Origin of the sequence: Rhodoligotrophos appendicifer, assembly GCF_007474605.1 — a bacterium.
GTDB classification, from domain to species: Bacteria; Pseudomonadota; Alphaproteobacteria; order Rhizobiales; family Im1; genus Rhodoligotrophos; species Rhodoligotrophos appendicifer.
In genome coordinates this window covers 14,273-29,813 of record NZ_VHKL01000003.1, presented here as the reverse complement: position 1 = coordinate 29,813, position 15,541 = coordinate 14,273, and the positions used below count along the sequence as shown (strand labels likewise).

16 protein-coding genes are annotated in these 15,541 nt (G+C 60.7%); 7 read left to right on the top strand and 9 right to left on the bottom strand.

Features of this window, described 5'->3' with window-relative positions; all coding sequences use genetic code 11:
- The first annotated feature begins 30 nt into the window (after positions 1 to 30).
- Positions 31 to 1,485 (top strand): xylulokinase, encoded by a 1,455-nt coding sequence (gene xylB / locus FKM97_RS07020; RefSeq protein WP_144291701.1) that lies wholly within the window; start codon positions 31 to 33, stop codon positions 1,483 to 1,485.
- Positions 1,482 to 2,792 (top strand): xylose isomerase, encoded by a 1,311-nt coding sequence (gene xylA / locus FKM97_RS07015; protein WP_144291700.1) that lies wholly within the window; start codon positions 1,482 to 1,484, stop codon positions 2,790 to 2,792. The genes xylB and xylA overlap by 4 nt, the downstream gene beginning before the upstream one ends.
- Before the next feature lie 27 nt (positions 2,793 to 2,819).
- Here the strand turns inward: xylA and FKM97_RS07010 are convergent, their stop codons facing one another.
- The 4 genes from FKM97_RS07010 to FKM97_RS06995 all read right to left on the bottom strand — a co-directional run bounded on the left by FKM97_RS07010 (position 2,820) and on the right by FKM97_RS06995 (position 6,656).
- Positions 2,820 to 3,581, bottom strand: coding sequence for an ABC transporter ATP-binding protein (locus FKM97_RS07010; protein WP_144291699.1), 762 nt, complete (start codon positions 3,579 to 3,581; stop codon positions 2,820 to 2,822).
- Positions 3,578 to 4,354, bottom strand: coding sequence for an ABC transporter permease (locus FKM97_RS07005; protein ID WP_144291698.1), 777 nt, complete (start codon positions 4,352 to 4,354; stop codon positions 3,578 to 3,580). The genes FKM97_RS07010 and FKM97_RS07005 overlap by 4 nt, the downstream gene beginning before the upstream one ends.
- Positions 4,355 to 4,425: 71 nt before the next feature.
- A complete protein-coding gene (locus FKM97_RS07000) occupies positions 4,426 to 5,409 on the bottom strand; it encodes an ABC transporter substrate-binding protein (protein ID WP_170240799.1) in 984 nt (327 codons plus the stop codon).
- 59 nt (positions 5,410 to 5,468) lie between these two features.
- On the bottom strand, positions 5,469 to 6,656 hold the full coding sequence (locus tag FKM97_RS06995) for a M24 family metallopeptidase (protein ID WP_144291696.1): 1,188 nt from the start codon (positions 6,654 to 6,656) through the stop codon (positions 5,469 to 5,471).
- A 105-nt stretch (positions 6,657 to 6,761) separates the two neighbouring features.
- On the opposite strand from FKM97_RS06995, the gene FKM97_RS06990 reads away from it, so the two are divergent.
- Both FKM97_RS06990 and FKM97_RS06985 read left to right on the top strand, forming a co-directional pair.
- The gene (locus FKM97_RS06990; protein WP_170240798.1) at positions 6,762 to 7,649 is read left to right on the top strand and encodes a LysR family transcriptional regulator; all 888 of its coding nucleotides are present in this window, start codon (positions 6,762 to 6,764) and stop codon (positions 7,647 to 7,649) included.
- Between the two features lie 20 nt (positions 7,650 to 7,669).
- Entirely contained in the window at positions 7,670 to 8,746 is a 1,077-nt protein-coding gene (locus FKM97_RS06985) for a RidA family protein (RefSeq protein ID WP_144291694.1), read from the top strand.
- A 157-nt stretch (positions 8,747 to 8,903) separates the two neighbouring features.
- Here FKM97_RS06985 and FKM97_RS06980 read toward each other — a convergent pair whose 3' ends face one another.
- From FKM97_RS06980 to FKM97_RS06970, 3 genes are all read right to left on the bottom strand, one after another.
- Positions 8,904 to 9,209 (bottom strand): hypothetical protein, encoded by a 306-nt coding sequence (locus tag FKM97_RS06980; protein ID WP_144291693.1) that lies wholly within the window; start codon positions 9,207 to 9,209, stop codon positions 8,904 to 8,906.
- Between the two features lie 47 nt (positions 9,210 to 9,256).
- Positions 9,257 to 9,553: a hypothetical protein gene (locus FKM97_RS06975; protein ID WP_144291692.1), complete on the bottom strand. Its 297-nt coding sequence runs from the start codon at positions 9,551 to 9,553 to the stop codon at positions 9,257 to 9,259.
- 173 nt (positions 9,554 to 9,726) lie between these two features.
- Positions 9,727 to 10,896 (bottom strand): zinc-dependent alcohol dehydrogenase, encoded by a 1,170-nt coding sequence (locus tag FKM97_RS06970; protein WP_144291691.1) that lies wholly within the window; start codon positions 10,894 to 10,896, stop codon positions 9,727 to 9,729.
- Positions 10,897 to 11,125: 229 nt separating this feature from the next.
- Here FKM97_RS06970 and FKM97_RS06965 point away from each other — a divergent pair, with 229 nt between their 5' ends.
- Both FKM97_RS06965 and FKM97_RS06960 read left to right on the top strand, forming a co-directional pair.
- Entirely contained in the window at positions 11,126 to 11,563 is a 438-nt protein-coding gene (locus FKM97_RS06965) for a hypothetical protein (protein ID WP_144291690.1), read from the top strand.
- A 203-nt stretch (positions 11,564 to 11,766) separates the two neighbouring features.
- On the top strand, positions 11,767 to 12,666 hold the full coding sequence (locus FKM97_RS06960; protein WP_205014803.1) for a DMT family transporter: 900 nt from the start codon (positions 11,767 to 11,769) through the stop codon (positions 12,664 to 12,666).
- A gap of 115 nt (positions 12,667 to 12,781) precedes the next feature.
- On the opposite strand, the gene FKM97_RS06955 is transcribed toward FKM97_RS06960, so the two are convergent.
- Positions 12,782 to 13,186, bottom strand: a complete 405-nt coding sequence (locus FKM97_RS06955; protein WP_144291689.1) for a host attachment family protein — start codon at positions 13,184 to 13,186, stop codon at positions 12,782 to 12,784.
- A gap of 485 nt (positions 13,187 to 13,671) precedes the next feature.
- On the opposite strand from FKM97_RS06955, the gene FKM97_RS06950 reads away from it, so the two are divergent.
- Entirely contained in the window at positions 13,672 to 14,823 is a 1,152-nt protein-coding gene (locus FKM97_RS06950) for an MFS transporter (RefSeq protein WP_144291688.1), read from the top strand.
- A 68-nt stretch (positions 14,824 to 14,891) separates the two neighbouring features.
- Here FKM97_RS06950 and FKM97_RS06945 read toward each other — a convergent pair whose 3' ends face one another.
- The gene (locus FKM97_RS06945; RefSeq protein ID WP_246104979.1) at positions 14,892 to 15,530 is read right to left on the bottom strand and encodes a TetR/AcrR family transcriptional regulator; all 639 of its coding nucleotides are present in this window, start codon (positions 15,528 to 15,530) and stop codon (positions 14,892 to 14,894) included.
- Between the last annotated feature and the right edge of the window lie 11 nt (positions 15,531 to 15,541).

Below are 15,541 nucleotides of genomic sequence, written 5' to 3'. Positions count from 1 at the left end.
GCCGCCCCGCTTCGTTCAGCAGAAGGCACCATGTATCTCGGTCTTGATCTCGGAACATCGGGCGTGAAAGCGCTGCTGGTCGATAGGGACCAACGGGTCATCGCCTCGACAACCTCGCCGCTGGCAGTCTCGCGGCCTCACTCCGGCTGGTCGGAACAAGATCCAGGCGACTGGATCCTGGCGACGGAGGCGGCCATGGCTGCACTGAAAAGCATGGCACCGGACGAGCTGTCATGCGTCCGCGGGATCGGCCTCTCCGGGCAGATGCACGGAGCGACATTGCTGGGCGAGGCCGACGAGGTGCTCAGACCCTGCATTCTTTGGAACGATACGCGGAGCCACGCACAGGCGGCGCGACTGGATGCCAATCCCCAGTTTCGGGCCATAGCCGGCAACATCGTCTTTCCGGGCTTCACCGCGCCTAAGATCGCCTGGGTGGAAGAGGAGGAGCCGGAGATCTTTGCTCGACTCCGTCATGTCCTGCTGCCCAAGGACTTTCTCCGCCTTTGGCTGACCGGGGACTATGTGTCGGAGATGTCCGATGCCTCCGGCAGCGCGTGGCTGGATGTCGGCAACCGATGCTGGTCGGCCGAGCTTCTCGACGCCACGCATCTCGATGTGCGGCACGTGCCAGCGCTGGTAGAGGGCAGCGCCGTCTCGGGTTATCTCAAACCCGAGCTCGGACGGAATTGGGGCATGGCACCCGAGGTCGTCGTCGCCGGTGGCGGCGGCGACAATGCGGCCACCGCCTGCGGCATGGGTGTGGTGACACCGGGACGGGCGTTCATTTCGATCGGAACGTCGGGGGTGCTGTTTGCTGCCAATGACCGCTATAGTCCCAACCCCGCCAGCGCCGTGCATGCGTTCTGTCACGCTTTGCCCGGCGCGTGGCATCAGATGGGCGTGATCTTGTCGGCCACCGACGCCCTGAACTGGTTTTCCAGTCTTGTGGGCCACCCGCCGGCCGACCTTACCCATGCACTGGGCGACACTCTGCAGCCGCCGAGTGATGTAACGTTTCTGCCGTTTCTCGCCGGCGAGCGGACTCCCCATAATGATGTGCGGATCCGTGGCAGCTTCACGGGCTTCGGCCACAATGTCGGTCAAAAGGCGATGACGCAAGCGGTGTTGGAAGGGGTCGCCTTCGCCTTCCGCGACTGCCGGGATGCCCTGGCGGCGGCCGGCACGCAGCTCGAGCGGGTGGTTGCCGTCGGTGGCGGCGCGCAATCTCGCTATTGGCTCCGATCGATCGCAACCGCCCTCGACGTGCCGGTCGACGTCCCCGCGGAGGGAGATTACGGCGCAGCCCTCGGTGCAGCGCGCCTCGGATTGATCGCTGCGGAAGGGGCCGATCCCGTCGAGGTCTGCAAACCACCGGCCGCGGCCGAGACCATCGAGCCGGAAACGGCGCTGCGAGACGCCTATGATGCGGCGCATGACCGTTACCGCCGCCTTTACCCCGCCATTCTGGGAGCAACGACATGAGCACTGGCTTCTTCGGCGATATCGGCCGGATCCAATTCGAAGGTCCCAATAGCACAAACCCCTTCGCCTATCGCTTCTATGATCCCGATGAAAAGGTTCTGGGCAAGCGGCTCGAAGATCATCTGCGCTTTGCGGTCTGCTACTGGCACAGCTTCATCTGGCCAGGCACTGACCCGTTCGGCGGCCAGACGTTCGAGCGCCCCTGGTTTGCAGACACAATGGAGGCTGCAAAGCTGAAAGCCAATGTGGCTTTCGAGCTCTTCTCGCTGCTGGGAGTTCCCTACTACTGCTTTCACGACGCCGACGTCCGCCCCGAAGGGGCAACGCTCACGGAAAGTATCATCCGGCTGCACGACATCGCCGATACGCTCGAGGCCAAGATGCATGACACGGGCATCAAGCTGCTTTGGGGGACGGCGAACCTGTTCTCAAACAGACGCTACATGGCCGGCGCAGCCACCAACCCGGACCCCGAGATCTTCGCCTATGCAGCGGCCACCGTGAAGGCTTGCATGGATGTGACCCAGCGGCTCGGCGGCGAAAATTACGTGCTTTGGGGCGGGCGCGAAGGTTATGAGACGCTGCTCAACACCGATATGGCCCAAGAGCTCGACCAGTTGGGCCGATTCCTGAACCTCATCGTCGACTACAAGCACAGAAGCGGATTCAAGGGCACGATCCTCATCGAGCCCAAGCCCCAGGAGCCCACGAAGCACCAATATGATTTCGATGCGGCAACGGTCTATGGGTTCCTCAAACGCTACGGCTTGGATAAGGAGGTGAAGCTGAACCTGGAGCAGGGGCACGCCATCCTGGCCGGGCATTCCTTCGAACACGAGCTGGCAACCGCAGCGGCGCTGGGCATTTTCGGCTCGATCGACATGAACCGCAACGACTACCAATCCGGTTGGGACACGGATCAGTTCCCCAATAATCCCACGGAGGTCGCGTTGGCCTATTACGAGATCCTCAAGGCCGGAGGTTTCACTACGGGAGGCACGAATTTCGATGCAAAGCTCAGGCGGCAATCCCTGGATCCGGAGGATCTCGTCCTGGCACATGTGGGGGCCATCGATGTTTGTGCGCGCGGGCTGAAGGCCGCAGCCAAGATGGTTGAGGACAAGGCGTTGTCGAGTCTCGTCGGAGCTCGCTATGCCGGCTGGAGAGGGGAAGAGGCGCAAGCCATACTGGCCGGGAAGCGGACCTTGGAAGAGATCGCCGCCCATGTCACGGCATGGGCCGTAGAGCCTCAGCCCCGGTCCGGAAAGCAGGAGTATCTTGAAAATATCATCAGTCGCTACGTCTGACCGGATTGGCCGGGACGATGCCGATCATCAATCGAGAGCGAGCGCTTCGCCGAACATCTTGCGGATGTCCTTCACATATTCGCGGAATCGAGGATCGTCGTCGATATCGGGACGACGCGGGCGTTCGAGGTCAATTTCGATGATCCGCTCGATGCGTCCTGGCCGTGCGGACATGACCACCACAATGTCCGAGAGGAAAACGGCTTCAGCGATACCATGTGTGATCATGAGCACCGTCTTTCGGCGATCGAGCCAGATACGTTGAAGCTCAAGATTCATGGTCTCTCGAGTCATTGCGTCGAGGGCGCCAAACGGTTCGTCCAGCAGCAGGAGTTCCGGGTCATGAACCAGGGCCCGGCAGATCGACACCCGCTGCTGCATCCCACCGGATAGCTGATGGGGAAGGTGGTTTTCGAAACCTTGGAGGCCAGTCAAGCGGATCAGTCCATCGATCGCCGCAGCGTGCTCCGATGGCTTCAGCCCACGCAGCTCAAGCTGCAGGGCAATGTTGCCACGAACGGATTTCCAAGGCAGCAGCGTGGCGCTCTGGAAGACGATGCCGACCCCTGGATGCGGCCTGTGCACCGTTTCGCCCTCGATCCGCACCTCCCCAGAGGTCGGCCGGACAAGACCCGCGACGATGCGCATGAGGGTGCTTTTTCCACAGCCGCTGGGGCCGACGATCGAGACGAAGCGCTTGCGCTCGACGGCAAGGGATATGTTGTGGAGTGCGTCAACCGTGTCGAAGCGCATGCCGACGCCGGAGATCTCGATGAGAGCATTCTTCATGTGGAGAAGCTGGCCGCTTGGCCGCGTTGGCTCACATGCCACGGCAACGCGAACTTTTCGGCAGCCTCAACAAGATAATAAAGCCCCAGCCCGATGACCATAAGACAGAAGAGAATGGCGAACAGCAGGGGCGTGTCGAGATTGGCGTTGGACCAGATCAGCAGATAGCCGAGGCCCTTGTCGGCGGCCACCCATTCGCCCACGACCGCGCCGACGATAGCGAAGGCGACGGCCACCTTCATGGCACCTAAGATCTGGGGCAGGGCGGTGGGTAGACGAAAGCGGAGGAAAATCGCCAGGCTGGACGCCTGCATGGAGCGGGCGAGATCGACCACATCCTTCTCCACCGAACGCATGCCCACCATGGTGGAGACGAGCACCGGGAAGACGGCGACAAGAAAGCTCATCATCAGTTTGGGTCCAAAGCCCAGGCCAAACCAGATGATGATGAGCGGTGCGAGCGCGATTTTCGGGAAAGTCTGGATCACCAGCAGCACCGGCAGCACGACCCGCTCCAGGTTACGGGAGGAGACTAGCAGGGCGCCCATGACGACGCCCAAGACAACGGCCAAGACGAAACCTCCTACCGTCTCCGCCAGGGTGACGCCGGAGTGATAAAGGAGGATCCCAAAATCCTCTTTTATGCGGAGGGCAACCGCCCATGGGGACGGCACCAGATATTCCGGTAAGGCAAAAGCTTGAACCGCCGCCGCCCAGAGGAGAATGAAGACGACGAAGGTCGCGAACGGATAGAATGCGTCGCGCCAGGACATTAAGGCGTCTCCGAAACAGACGCCGCGCCCGGAGAGCCCTCCTGGACGCGGCAAGATTACCCTGCGCGTGCTTATTTCGAGATGAGTTCGTTAGTGTAGTAGTCCGTCGCCGGACGGTCACCCTTGATCAGCCCGGCCTTCTGCATGCCGTCGATCATCGCCAGCCAATCGGCGTCCGCCATGGCACCGGGCGCCAAGTCCTTGCTGTTCTCCGTCGTGAGCAGATCCAATGACAGCTTGAGCTGGGCGACAAGCTGGTCGCGGTCGCGGGACCGATCGGTCCGGATCTTTAAAGCCTCATCGACGGTGGCTTCAGGATTGGCCTTGGCGTCAGCGATGGCGCGGGACGTCGCCTTGAGAAAACGCTTGGCCAGGTCCTGGTTCTTAGCGAGCCAGTCGGTGTTCGCGACGATTCCGCCCTCGAGCGCCGGCACCCCGTTATCGGCATAGGTGAAGTAGCTGACGTCAAGACCCTGCTTCTGGAAGATCGGCAGCGCGAAATAGGTTACGCCGGTCACGGCATCGGTGCGGCCCTGCAGCAACAGCGCGTTCTTGGCGCCGACCGCGGGATTGAGAATGTTGATCTTCTTGGCATCAACTTGGTTTACAGCCAGAAGCGCCGGCAGCATCTGGGCAGTGGATTCCGAAGCTGCCATGGCGAGCACCTTGTCCTCCAGGGCCTTCGGAGTTTCGACCGGCTTGTCCTTCCGGCTGATAATCACCATCGGATTCTTCTGATGAACTCCATAGATCGCCTTCACCGGCATTCCCTTGGAAGCACCAATGGTCATGGTGCCCAGGTCGATGAAGGCGATCGGATCTTCGCCGGAGGCGACGAGCTTCACAACATTGCCGGCGCTGTTTCCTTCGGCGATGGTGAGATCGATCCCTTCGTCCGTGTAGTAGCCTTTCGACAGACCCGCATAGAAGGGCGTGTGCATGCCGTAAAGGCTCCAGTCGAGCTTCAAGGGCAAGGTGTCGGCGGCCCGGGCACTTCCGATTCCAGCCATTGCGCATATTGCAGCTGCAATCACGGTCTTTAGAAACGGTCTCATGAGCTCATCCCTCATCTTCTGGCTATGGGTCACAAATCTTGTCGGGCGTGGGGCCGTCGTTACGTCTCCAGCTCGAAGAGCTGCCTTGGATAGTGGGTGAGCACTTCGACACCGCTCGAGGCCACCGCTACGCTCTCGCTGAACCACATGCCGAAATCAGGCGTAAACATGGACGGGACGACGTGGAAGGTCATGCCGGGTTCCAAAATCGTCGGATCGTCCGCTTTGAGATCGAGGAAGTGACCTTCCGCCCAGTTCGGTGGGAAGCCGATGCCGATGGAATAGCCGATGCGCTGACCTGCCCGCCGATAGTGGGTGGAGCCCTCCAGCGCCTGGTTGGCCGCAGCGAAGACTTCGCCGGAGGTGACGCCGGGGCGGATCGCGTCGATGGCGCGGTCCAACATGTCAAGGAGCATCCCGGCCACAGCGCGATGATCGTCGCTGGCCCGGCCGACGATGCAGGTGCGCGCAATCATGGCGTGATAGCGATCAACGCATGACGCCGATTCCAGCAACACGACATGGCCAGGACGGATCACACGGCGCTCCCAGGTGGTAAAGCACAGCGCCGTTGCCGGTCCGGTGACCACCAAGGGGACCCGGAAGAAATCGCTCCCAGCCCTCACCGAACCCGCCAGCATGGCAGCGGCGACATCGTTTTCAGACCGGCCGGGCGCCACGCAACGCAATGCTGCGTCCAGGCCGGCGACGGCTGCATCGGCCGCTTTGCGCATGAGGCCGAGTTGGTCCTGGGTCTTGAGTCGACGGTGCTGCTCGCAGACTCCGTTCCAGTCGAGGATCCGGAAACCCTGTGCCTGCTGTTCGAGAGCCCGAAGCAACAGGCCGGTGAAGTTGCGGGCGCCGGTTTCAAATCCGATATCCCCGCCTCGCGATACGTGCTTCTGCAAGGCGCGGTTCAGGACCGATGCCGCGTCATCGCTGTCGCCAATGGTTTCGAAGCCGCCGATTGTGGGGGTCGCCTCAGACAGCGGCTTGTTGAATATTCGGCTGACCAGGATCGGCAAGCCACTCCGCGGTACAATGAGGGCCTGAAAGGTCCAGTAGCCCATGGACCGATAGCCGGTGAGCCAAAAGAGGTTCTCGGGATCGACCAGAACACCTGCTGCCAAGCCACGGCTGGCGAGATCGGCCTGCACAAGCTGCAGGCAATTCTGGTAATGGCGAGCCGGAAAGGGCTGATGCAGGCGCTCTTCCGGGAGCTGATGGGCGAGGGGGGCGACGTCCACGCGAGAACCTCACTCAAGACAAGACCCGCAAGGCTACCATCCCTAGTTCCATCATCAGCAGTACATTTAATTGTTCAGCGCATCACTCCAGGTTATGAGCTTGCCATGAGACCCCGTCACCTTGAAGTCTTCTATGCCGTCGCAGCCTATGGTTCTGTCACAGAAGCGGCGCGGCGCCTGCATGTCTCGCAGCCGGCCGTCTCCAAATATCTGCAGGAGTTGCACGAGGAACTCGGCTTTCCGCTGCGCCGCCGTGAGGGAAATATGTGGACACTGACACCGGAGGGACGCCTCCTGTTCGAGGAAATCGGCAAATCTTTCGTCGCGTTCGACCGTCTTTCACAATATGCGGTCGATTTGAAGACCATGCGCGTGGGGCGGCTCACCGTTGCCTGCCTGCCGCTGCTCTCTGTGCACCCCTTGAGCCAGCTCGTCGAAGGTTTCCTGACGGCCCATTCGGACATCTCACTCACATTGCTGGCGCTCAATTCCCAAGGCGTCGTCGATCACGTGATTTCCGGACGCGCCGATGTCGGAATCGGGCTGCATGTGCCTATGCATGCCGAAGTCGCCAGCCGACTGATCGCCAAGCTGCGCCTCGTCTGCATGATCGATCGCAGCGATCCTCTCTGCCATAAAGACGTCATTACGGCCGCTGATCTTCACGAGCGCCGGATCATTACTCTCGGCACCGGGGATTCAGTGCAGTTCGAGATCGACCAGATGCTGCGCCAGAACGGGGTGCGCCCGGCGCGGAGAATTACGTCGCTCATGTCGCGATCGGTCCTGGAGCTTGCGGAACTGGGCCTGGGAATCGCGCTGCTCGATGATTTCGTCGCCACTCAATATGACGGGGAACGACTGGTCAGACGCAGCTTTTCACCGGAAACGGATTATGCGATCTCCATCGTTACCAGTCGCATGCGACCGCCGTCACGTCTGGCGGACGCCTTTGCAAGCTATGTCGGCGACCATTTCAGACTCGGGCGGTGAGACCCGGTGGGAGAATAAGGATGCGTGAGCATATTTCCTTTGGCGATCCTTGGCGCATGCCGATCGAGGTGCCTTATTCGCTTCTGGTGAGGGATGAATCCTTAGCGTGGAGCTGCGGGCAGATTCCGCTTGATCGGGACGCACGCGTGCTCAGTCCCGGTAACCTGGAGGCGCAGACGGAGATCGTGTGCAATCACATTGCAACCCTGCTCCAAAGGGCAAAGATGCCGAAAACGGGCCTCGGCCAAATCGTGGCCTATTTCGTGGGGGGTCGCGACGACGAGCAGCGCATGATCCAGCAATTGCGGGATCGGCTCGGGACGCAGCCGCTGATCGTCCCGATTTGCGTGCCCTACCTCTATCTCGACGGGCTTCTCCTTGAGATCGATGCCTTTGCTGGCGAGATCGCCTTGGCAACCGGCGAGAGATCCACAGGGGATCTCCAAGTCCGGTATTGCGACGCGGGCGAGGTGGTGTGGATGAGTGTGGTGACGGACCGGGGGAATCTTCCAGACGCCCGCCGGCAGCTGGACAATGTCCTGGCGGATTTGGGGCTGATCCCGGCGCAGCGTCTGTCGGATCGCTGGATTTCGGGGTATTCCAGACGCGAGGACCTTCTGGAAATCGGAAAAAACCTAAGCGATTTGCAGCTTCTGGACGATGAGGGCGCTGTCATCGGCAGTGCAGATTCGCAGGCCTTGGTCACCGGGATGCTCAGCTATGTCAGAGGGGCGACGCCCCATCGCGAACGGCATGAACTGGAGGGCGTCCGGCTGACGGAGTGCCGAGGGGAGCTCTTCACCTGGATGAGCGCGCGATCGCTTCAGGATGACGAGAGTCTCGTTGCACAGACCGCAGACGTGATGGAGCAGCTTGGCCATGTCTTGCGGGCGTCGGGGCTTGACTTCGGGAGTGTGGTGAAGGCCACCAGCCTCTACATCGGAGGCAGCTCCGCGGAGGAACTTTACGCAAATATGCGACTGAGGAACAGGTGCTACAACAAGCCGGGCCCAGCCTCCACGGGTCTGCCCGTGGCAATGTTCGGAGATCCCGCGAGCCAAATCGGTGTCGAGCTCTTCGCCCTGAGGAGCCGGTGACAGAGGTGCGCAGTCGACCGGGGAGGGGCGGGCAAACAGGCATCCTCAGACTGCGGAACCGCACCTGAGAATATTGGATCTACTGGATATTGGTTTCTGGTTGGGGCGCGGTCATGCTTGCGGGTTGGGCTGATGTTCAGGTGCGGCCGGACGCGCTTCAGGCCGCTAGAGCCCAGGCAAGGGCAGTGATCAAGGCGAGAGCGATGGCGGCGGTGAGGAACACAAATCTTCCGACGCCATTGACCCGGCCATTGGTGCGGCTGGGATCGGTTTCGACCTGACCGGGTTCGTGACGCCAAGCCGCCGCAATCTCAACCCCCGAGGGCGGGTGCCCGCCTGCCTCCTCATCCGTCCCCAAGGGCGCCGCGGCCGGATCGGAACCCGTGACCTTGTCGCCGGCCCCGCCGCCATCGATCCTGTGCCTAAGGCTCTCGGTGGTCCGGTCGTCCCTGTCGCTATGCATTCCAGGCTCCTGACGATGGGTCGAGGCTCTCCGGCCGAGAGTAGCGTTTAAGGAGCAGGGGCGGGTCGGCGCATCAGCACCGTCGCGCTCAGGCCGGCCCGGTCACTATAGTCATAGACCTGAGGCGGCCTTTGACCCAGGCTCCGGGCGCAGGCGATATCGACCGCCGTCACCGCGCCAACGAGGCCCATGGCCACTGCCACCGTGTCGCGCCGGGGATTGTCGGCGCTCAACCCCGGGGCTAGGGTAGCGATGTCCAGGACATCGCCCGCGACACGCCCCCAAATCCAAGGGGTCGGATCCTCCGACGCCAGGATGCCGATCCCCGTTGCGATCTCGCGCACTCCATAAGCCCGCAGAAGGGGCGACGGGTATTCCCTACCCAGTAGGCGCCCGATCGCTTGGGGGGCGAGAAGCTCCGTCAAGCCGAGACCATGGAGAACCAGCCCAGGCCTCGGGCGAGTCTATCGGCCTCCTCCCGGCGGGGCGAGCCATTCATGAAAGACATTCCGATCCCTCAGGGTTTGAGGACAACTTTGATGCAGCCGTCATGCTTGTCCCGGAAGGTCTTGTAGTATTCGGGACCCTCGCTGAGGCTGACCGTGTGGGTTATGACGAAGCTGGGATCGATTTCGCCCTTCTCGATGCGCGCGAGCAGATCATCGGTCCAGCGGTTCACATGGGTCTGTCCCATGCGGAAGGTGAGGCTCTTGTTCATGGCGGCGCCGAAGGGCAGCTTGTCCACAATCCCGCCATAGACGCCGGGGATCGAAATAATACCACCGGGGCGGCAGACATAGATCGCCTCGCGCAGCACATGAGGCCGATCGGTCTCAAGCATCACCGCTTGCTTCACGCGGTCGTAGACCGCATCCAAAGAGCCCGTGGCATGAGCCTCGAGGCCCACGGCGTCTATGCATTTGTCAGGGCCCTTGCCCTGGGTGAGCTCATTCAGCCGCTCGACGACGCTCTCCTCGTCGAAATTAATGGTGACCGCCCCCGCCGCGGCGGCCATGGTGAGGCGCTCGGGCACGTTGTCGATCATAATCACGCGTTGGGCACCGAGAAGAATGGCGCTGCGCAGGCAGAACTGGCCAACCGGCCCCGCACCCCAGACCGCCACCGTGTCCGTCGGCTCGATCTCGCAATTGACGGCGGCCTGCCAGCCGGTGGGAAAGATGTCACCGAGAAACAGCACCTGCTCGTCGGTGAGGCCGTCGGGGATCTTCACCGGCGTCACATCTGCAAAGGGCACCCGAACATATTCGGCCTGGCCGCCGGGATAGCCGCCGGTGAGGTGGGTGTAGCCGAACAGCCCGGCGGTGGTGTGTCCAAAGACTTTGTCGGCGACATCCTTGTTGCGGTTGCTCCGCTCGCAGACCGAGAAATTGCCCCGACGACACTGGTAGCACTCGCCGCAGCAGATGGTGAAGGGGACCACGACCCGGTCGCCCACCTTGAGCTTCTTGTTGTCGCGGCCGACCTCGACGACCTCACCCATGAACTCATGGCCCATGATGTCACCGCTCTCCATGCCGGGCATGAAGCCGTCATAGAGATGCAGATCCGACCCGCAGATTGCACAGCTGGTCACCTTGATGATCGCGTCCCGGCCATCCTCGATTTCGGGATCGGGAACCGTGTCATAGCGAATGTCATGTTTTCCGTGCCAGCAAAGTGCCCGCATGAAACCTCCTCCGTCGCTCTACGTCCATTTCCTGCACCCCCGGCACAGGACGACATCGGGAAAAAACATCCGACCGCAGATGCGTTCCGCTTCCGTCCAAAAAAGGAGGGGCAATCCAGATAGAGAACGTCATCCCAATGGGCAGCGGCATCCGCTCCCAGCCGCGGCAAATGTGTTTATACTGAGCCTCGCCATTTGGAGAAACACTCAGACAGTCGGGAGGATGTTCATGCGATCTTTGGCCTTGGCGTTCGTCGTAATCGGGCTCGGATCGGTCGTGTCAGCTCAAGAGGCGGGTACACCCGACCTCAAAGGCATTTGGACGGGTCCATGGAAGACCGTCATTTATGGCTCAAACGCGTACCACGCTGGGGCCGAGACGAAGTCCGACACCCCACGCGTGGTGGAAATCACCATCACCATGGATTTCAAAGGACAGGATGGGCGCCTCCTGTGGGGAGAAACCTGGTCCGATCCGAATAAGAAGGAGCCATTCGCGGCCACGATCGCGGCGGATGGAAAGACAATCGTCGGGTCCGATACCGATGGCTCCATCAGCATGCTCATCTCGGCGCCAGACCAGTTGGATGCCTGCTATACGCATACCGGGCTCAGTCCGTCACAGTCGATCGTCGCAAGCTGCGGGGTGCTAAAGCGAAGCAATTAGACGGAAAAGGCCTTGGCGGATCACTGCGCGAGGTCCCTCCATCAGATCCGGCAATGTGCAGGCCGGCACTGCTGAACGAGAGCGAGCCGTCAGGGCCTGTCCCGTCTCGGGATGGAGCCCACAACTCCTTCCCCCCAATCTTTGACCGCGCTATACAAAGAGCTCCGACGTCAAGACCTCACATATAAGTTTACCTGAACCCCATGCGCACCAGATCGACCGACTGGACGGCCTCTGCCGCCATGTCCACATTTGTGCTGTTGTGGGCCAGCGGAACGATCGTAACCCGCTGGGGGCTCGACCACAGTTCAGTCTTCGCCCTGTTGATCGTCAGGTATGGGCTCGCTCTCGGAGCATTGCTTCTCATCAACCTGCCGAGCCGGCGGTGGCTGCCAAAAGCGGGAACACGATGGCAAGTTGCCGGCACGGGACTGTTGATGATCGGCGGCTACTCGGTTTGTTGCTTCCAGGCCATGGCTCATGGGGTGACGCCAGGACTGCTGTCGACCATTCTCGGCGTCCAGCCCATTCTGACCCTGTTGGTGACAGAGCGACGCTTTTCAGTCTGGCGGCTGCTCGGCTTATTCATGGCCCTCGCCGGCCTCGTCCTCGTCGTCTATCACAGCTTGATTTTAGCGAAATTGTCCGGGCTGGGCGTGAGCTTTGCCCTGAGCGCGCTTCTCTGCGTCACCTCCGGCGCCATGCTGCAAAAGAGAGTGCAGCAAGCGCCGACGGAGGTCCTGCCGCTCCAGTACATCGTCACTCTCGTGCTCTGTCTCTGCTTTCTTCCTTTTGAACCGTTTCACATCGAGCTGAGCCTGCAGTTCCTGCTGCCGGCGCTGTTTCTGGGATTGGTGATCTCCGTGGGTGCCCAATTGTTGTTCTACCGGTTGATCCGCAGCGACAATCTCGTGAATGTCACCAGCCTGCTCTACCTCGTGCCGGTGGTCACGGTGGTTCTGGACTATCTGATATTGGATAATTCCATGCATTTGCTGGCCCTCGCCGGTATGGCGTTGATCATCCTCGGACTGTTGCTCGTCTTCAGGAAGCGGTCGTCACAGCGCCTGCATCCCGAAGACAAGCTTACCGATCCTCTCTAGCTCAAGGATGGGGATGTTCCGTGGCTGCCGGCAGTCAGGAAGCCGCGGACACCCCCAGGGACAATCGCGCTCTGAGACGCCTTTACGCGCTGCCGTCGGGCGGCCGCTGCGACGATCATCTGTCCGCGATTAGCGCCTTTTCCACATCCGCCAGCGAATGGCCGGTCAGATCTTTAGCGATTTCGCCCAGAAGGATGGCAGACAGCGCCTTGTGGTAGTGCTTACGCATCTCGCCCAGCGCACGCGGCGCCGCGACAATCACCACATGCTCAATCTTACCCCCGAGTGCCTGATGGTTGAGGAACTGCACGATGCCAGCGGAGAACTGATCTTCCTCAGCCTGGCCATGGTCGGGGTTGGCAGAACTCGGTTGCCGTCCCGTGCTGGTTCCCGCATCTGCCGTGATGGTATCGTGGGCAATTGCGACGAGCTTCAGACCCGCCTCATCTCCCGAATTGCGAAACAAGTTGATCTTTTCGCCGTCTGCGACGGCGACAACCGTGCCCTTGGGTAGCATCATGGGATTCTCCTGTTGGAAGTTCATTGTATTTGGAGCGTGGAAATGCCGCTCAGGGAGACTTCAGGCCACGCTGATCAGAGGTGACACCTCGCCAGGCGGCAAGTGGCGGCATGTGCATCGAAGCACTCAAGATCAGAATAGCATGTCTGCAGTTTCGTTGCAGAAGGAACATCGTATTTTTGGCAGAGGCGCCAGAGTCACGCCCTCGGGAGCAATCGTCAGACTTGGCGCAACTGCACTTTTTCGCATGCTCGGCGACGCTGGCGATGATGCAGGACGGAGGTCCCCGAGGTTCTGCTATGCATTTCCCGCTCCTCTGATCTGACAATAAGCGGCTGGCAAGGCGACACGGATTGCGGGATGACTCCGTGGTCGTGTCGATCCGATCGAAGGAACGTGCCGTGGGTCAGCCCGCCACAGAACTTGCTTTGACGTCAGCCCAAGTGGAGGGACCAGCCGCATCGAGTGGCGGGTCGAGGACTACTATGGGTATTCTGGTCGCCATCAGCCTGTCGCATTTGCTGAACGACCTCATGCAATCAGTGATCCCTTCGGTCTATCCGATATTGAAGCAGGAATTCACGCTCAGCTTCGGGCAGGTGGGATTGATCCAACTTGCCTTCCAGTTAACAGCTTCGATCCTGCAGCCGATGGTCGGCATCTATACGGACAAACATCCGAAACCCTTTTCCCTCCCATTGGGCATGGGCTTTACCTTCATTGGATTGGTCTCTTTATCACTAGCCTCAACCTATTGGATGCTTCTTGTGGCGGTCTCGCTCGTCGGCATCGGCTCCTCCATCTTTCATCCTGAAGCGTCTCGGATCGCACGGCTGTCGTCAGGCGGGCGCCACGGCCTGGCCCAATCGCTGTTTCAGGTGGGTGGCAATTTTGGTAGCGCCATCGGCCCGCTGCTCGCTGCCGTGATCGTCATTTCGCGGGGTCAGATCGGCGTTGCGTGGTTTTCGCTTGTCGCGCTGGTCGCCATGATGCTGCTGACCTGGGTCGGCGTCTGGTACCGAGACCACATGCGCAAACCAAAAGCAGCCGTCTCCATGGCACTGCCAAACTTGCCGCGCCCAGTCGTCTTGCGGTCCCTGTCGATCTTAGCGGGGCTGATGTTCTCGAAGTTCTTCTACATGGCGGCCTTCACCAGCTATTACACCTTTTATTTGATGGAGAGGTTCGCCGTCACGGTGCAGCAGTCGCAGCTCCTCCTTTTCGTATTCCTCGCCGCAGTGGCCGTTGGCACGATCTCGGGAGGGCCCATCGGCGATCGCGTCGGTCGAAAGTTCGTTTTGTGGTTCTCGATCTTGGGGGCGCTGCCCTTCACTCTCTTGCTGCCTTTCATGGACCTGTCTTGGACCATCGCTTTCTCGATCATCATCGGCCTTATCCTCTCCTCGGCCTTCCCGGCGATCGTCGTTTATGCCCAGGAACTGGTCCCGGGAAAGATCGGCCTCGTCTCCGGCATCTTCTTCGGACTTTCTTTTGGCCTTGGCGGGATCGGGGCGGCCTTTCTTGGCGAACTTGCCGATTGGACGTCGATCACCTTCGTCTATCGCCTCTGTGCATTTCTGCCCATGATCGGCTTCCTCATTTACTTTCTGCCAAACACGCACCGCCTCCGACCCTAGATCTGAGGCGGAACGGCGCCGATGACGGCTGGCACTCGCTCCCGGCGCTGCCGTCTCACACGGGATCATCAGTTATTTGTCGGTTCGTCTTGCACCATGGCAAGCATGTCTGCGAACAGGCGATCCCAGTCGGCGTCATCAAGTTCAATCAGACCGAAGGTCCGCAGAAAGAAGGCGCCCTCGCCGGCCAGCAGGGCCAGGGCCAGCTTCCTGTCCTCCCTGTCCGCAATCTTCAACGGCGCCAACCGGCTCATGTACCATTGTCGGGTCTCTGCCACCTGGTCAGGTCGCTGCAACAGAGCAGTCATCATCGCGGCGGAGCGTGAATTCTTCGCTTGATCGCTGTCGCGCGTGGCTTCGATATGCCCCCGGATCACGGAGCGAGCTGACCTGTCGCCTGCGGACCGATTGGTGACGTCCCGTTCAAAGGCCTCTATCCACCTCTGGATGATCGAACGAATCAGCTTGTCCTTGGTTCCGAAACAGGATTGAACCCCGCTCTTGGTAATGCCAGCCGCTTTGGCTACGGACTCGAAGCTCAGGGCTGCGGCGCCCATCTGCACGATGAGTGCCTCAGCGGCGTCCAGAACCTTATGCCTATCAATGGTGCGCGGGCGTCCAACCATTTTGCCTCTTCCATTTAAATACAGTCGTATGTAAATAAAGCGTGAGCCACTTTCAAGCGGCGCGTCGCCAACGGAGAGCATGGCTCAAGCCG

Bases quoted from the DNA above. Each gene is read 5' to 3' on its own strand.
- FKM97_RS06955 (WP_144291689.1), bottom strand. From the start codon at position 13,186: ATGATGCTACCCAAGGGCACGGTTGTCGCCGTCGCAGACGGCGAAAAG.
- FKM97_RS06945 (WP_246104979.1), bottom strand. From the start codon at position 15,530: ATGCTCTCCGTTGGCGACGCGCCGCTTGAAAGTGGCTCACGCTTTATT.
- FKM97_RS06970 (WP_144291691.1), bottom strand. From the start codon at position 10,896: ATGCGGGCACTTTGCTGGCACGGAAAACATGACATTCGCTATGACACG.
- xylA (WP_144291700.1), top strand. From the start codon at position 1,482: ATGAGCACTGGCTTCTTCGGCGATATCGGCCGGATCCAATTCGAAGGT.
- FKM97_RS07000 (WP_170240799.1), bottom strand. From the start codon at position 5,409: ATGAGACCGTTTCTAAAGACCGTGATTGCAGCTGCAATATGCGCAATG.
- FKM97_RS06960 (WP_205014803.1), top strand. From the start codon at position 11,767: ATGCGCACCAGATCGACCGACTGGACGGCCTCTGCCGCCATGTCCACA.
- FKM97_RS06980 (WP_144291693.1), bottom strand. From the start codon at position 9,209: ATGCATAGCGACAGGGACGACCGGACCACCGAGAGCCTTAGGCACAGG.
- FKM97_RS06950 (WP_144291688.1), top strand. From the start codon at position 13,672: ATGGGTATTCTGGTCGCCATCAGCCTGTCGCATTTGCTGAACGACCTC.
- FKM97_RS07005 (WP_144291698.1), bottom strand. From the start codon at position 4,354: ATGTCCTGGCGCGACGCATTCTATCCGTTCGCGACCTTCGTCGTCTTC.
- xylB (WP_144291701.1), top strand. From the start codon at position 31: ATGTATCTCGGTCTTGATCTCGGAACATCGGGCGTGAAAGCGCTGCTG.
- FKM97_RS06965 (WP_144291690.1), top strand. From the start codon at position 11,126: ATGCGATCTTTGGCCTTGGCGTTCGTCGTAATCGGGCTCGGATCGGTC.
- FKM97_RS06985 (WP_144291694.1), top strand. From the start codon at position 7,670: ATGCGTGAGCATATTTCCTTTGGCGATCCTTGGCGCATGCCGATCGAG.
- FKM97_RS07010 (WP_144291699.1), bottom strand. From the start codon at position 3,581: ATGAAGAATGCTCTCATCGAGATCTCCGGCGTCGGCATGCGCTTCGAC.
- FKM97_RS06990 (WP_170240798.1), top strand. From the start codon at position 6,762: ATGAGACCCCGTCACCTTGAAGTCTTCTATGCCGTCGCAGCCTATGGT.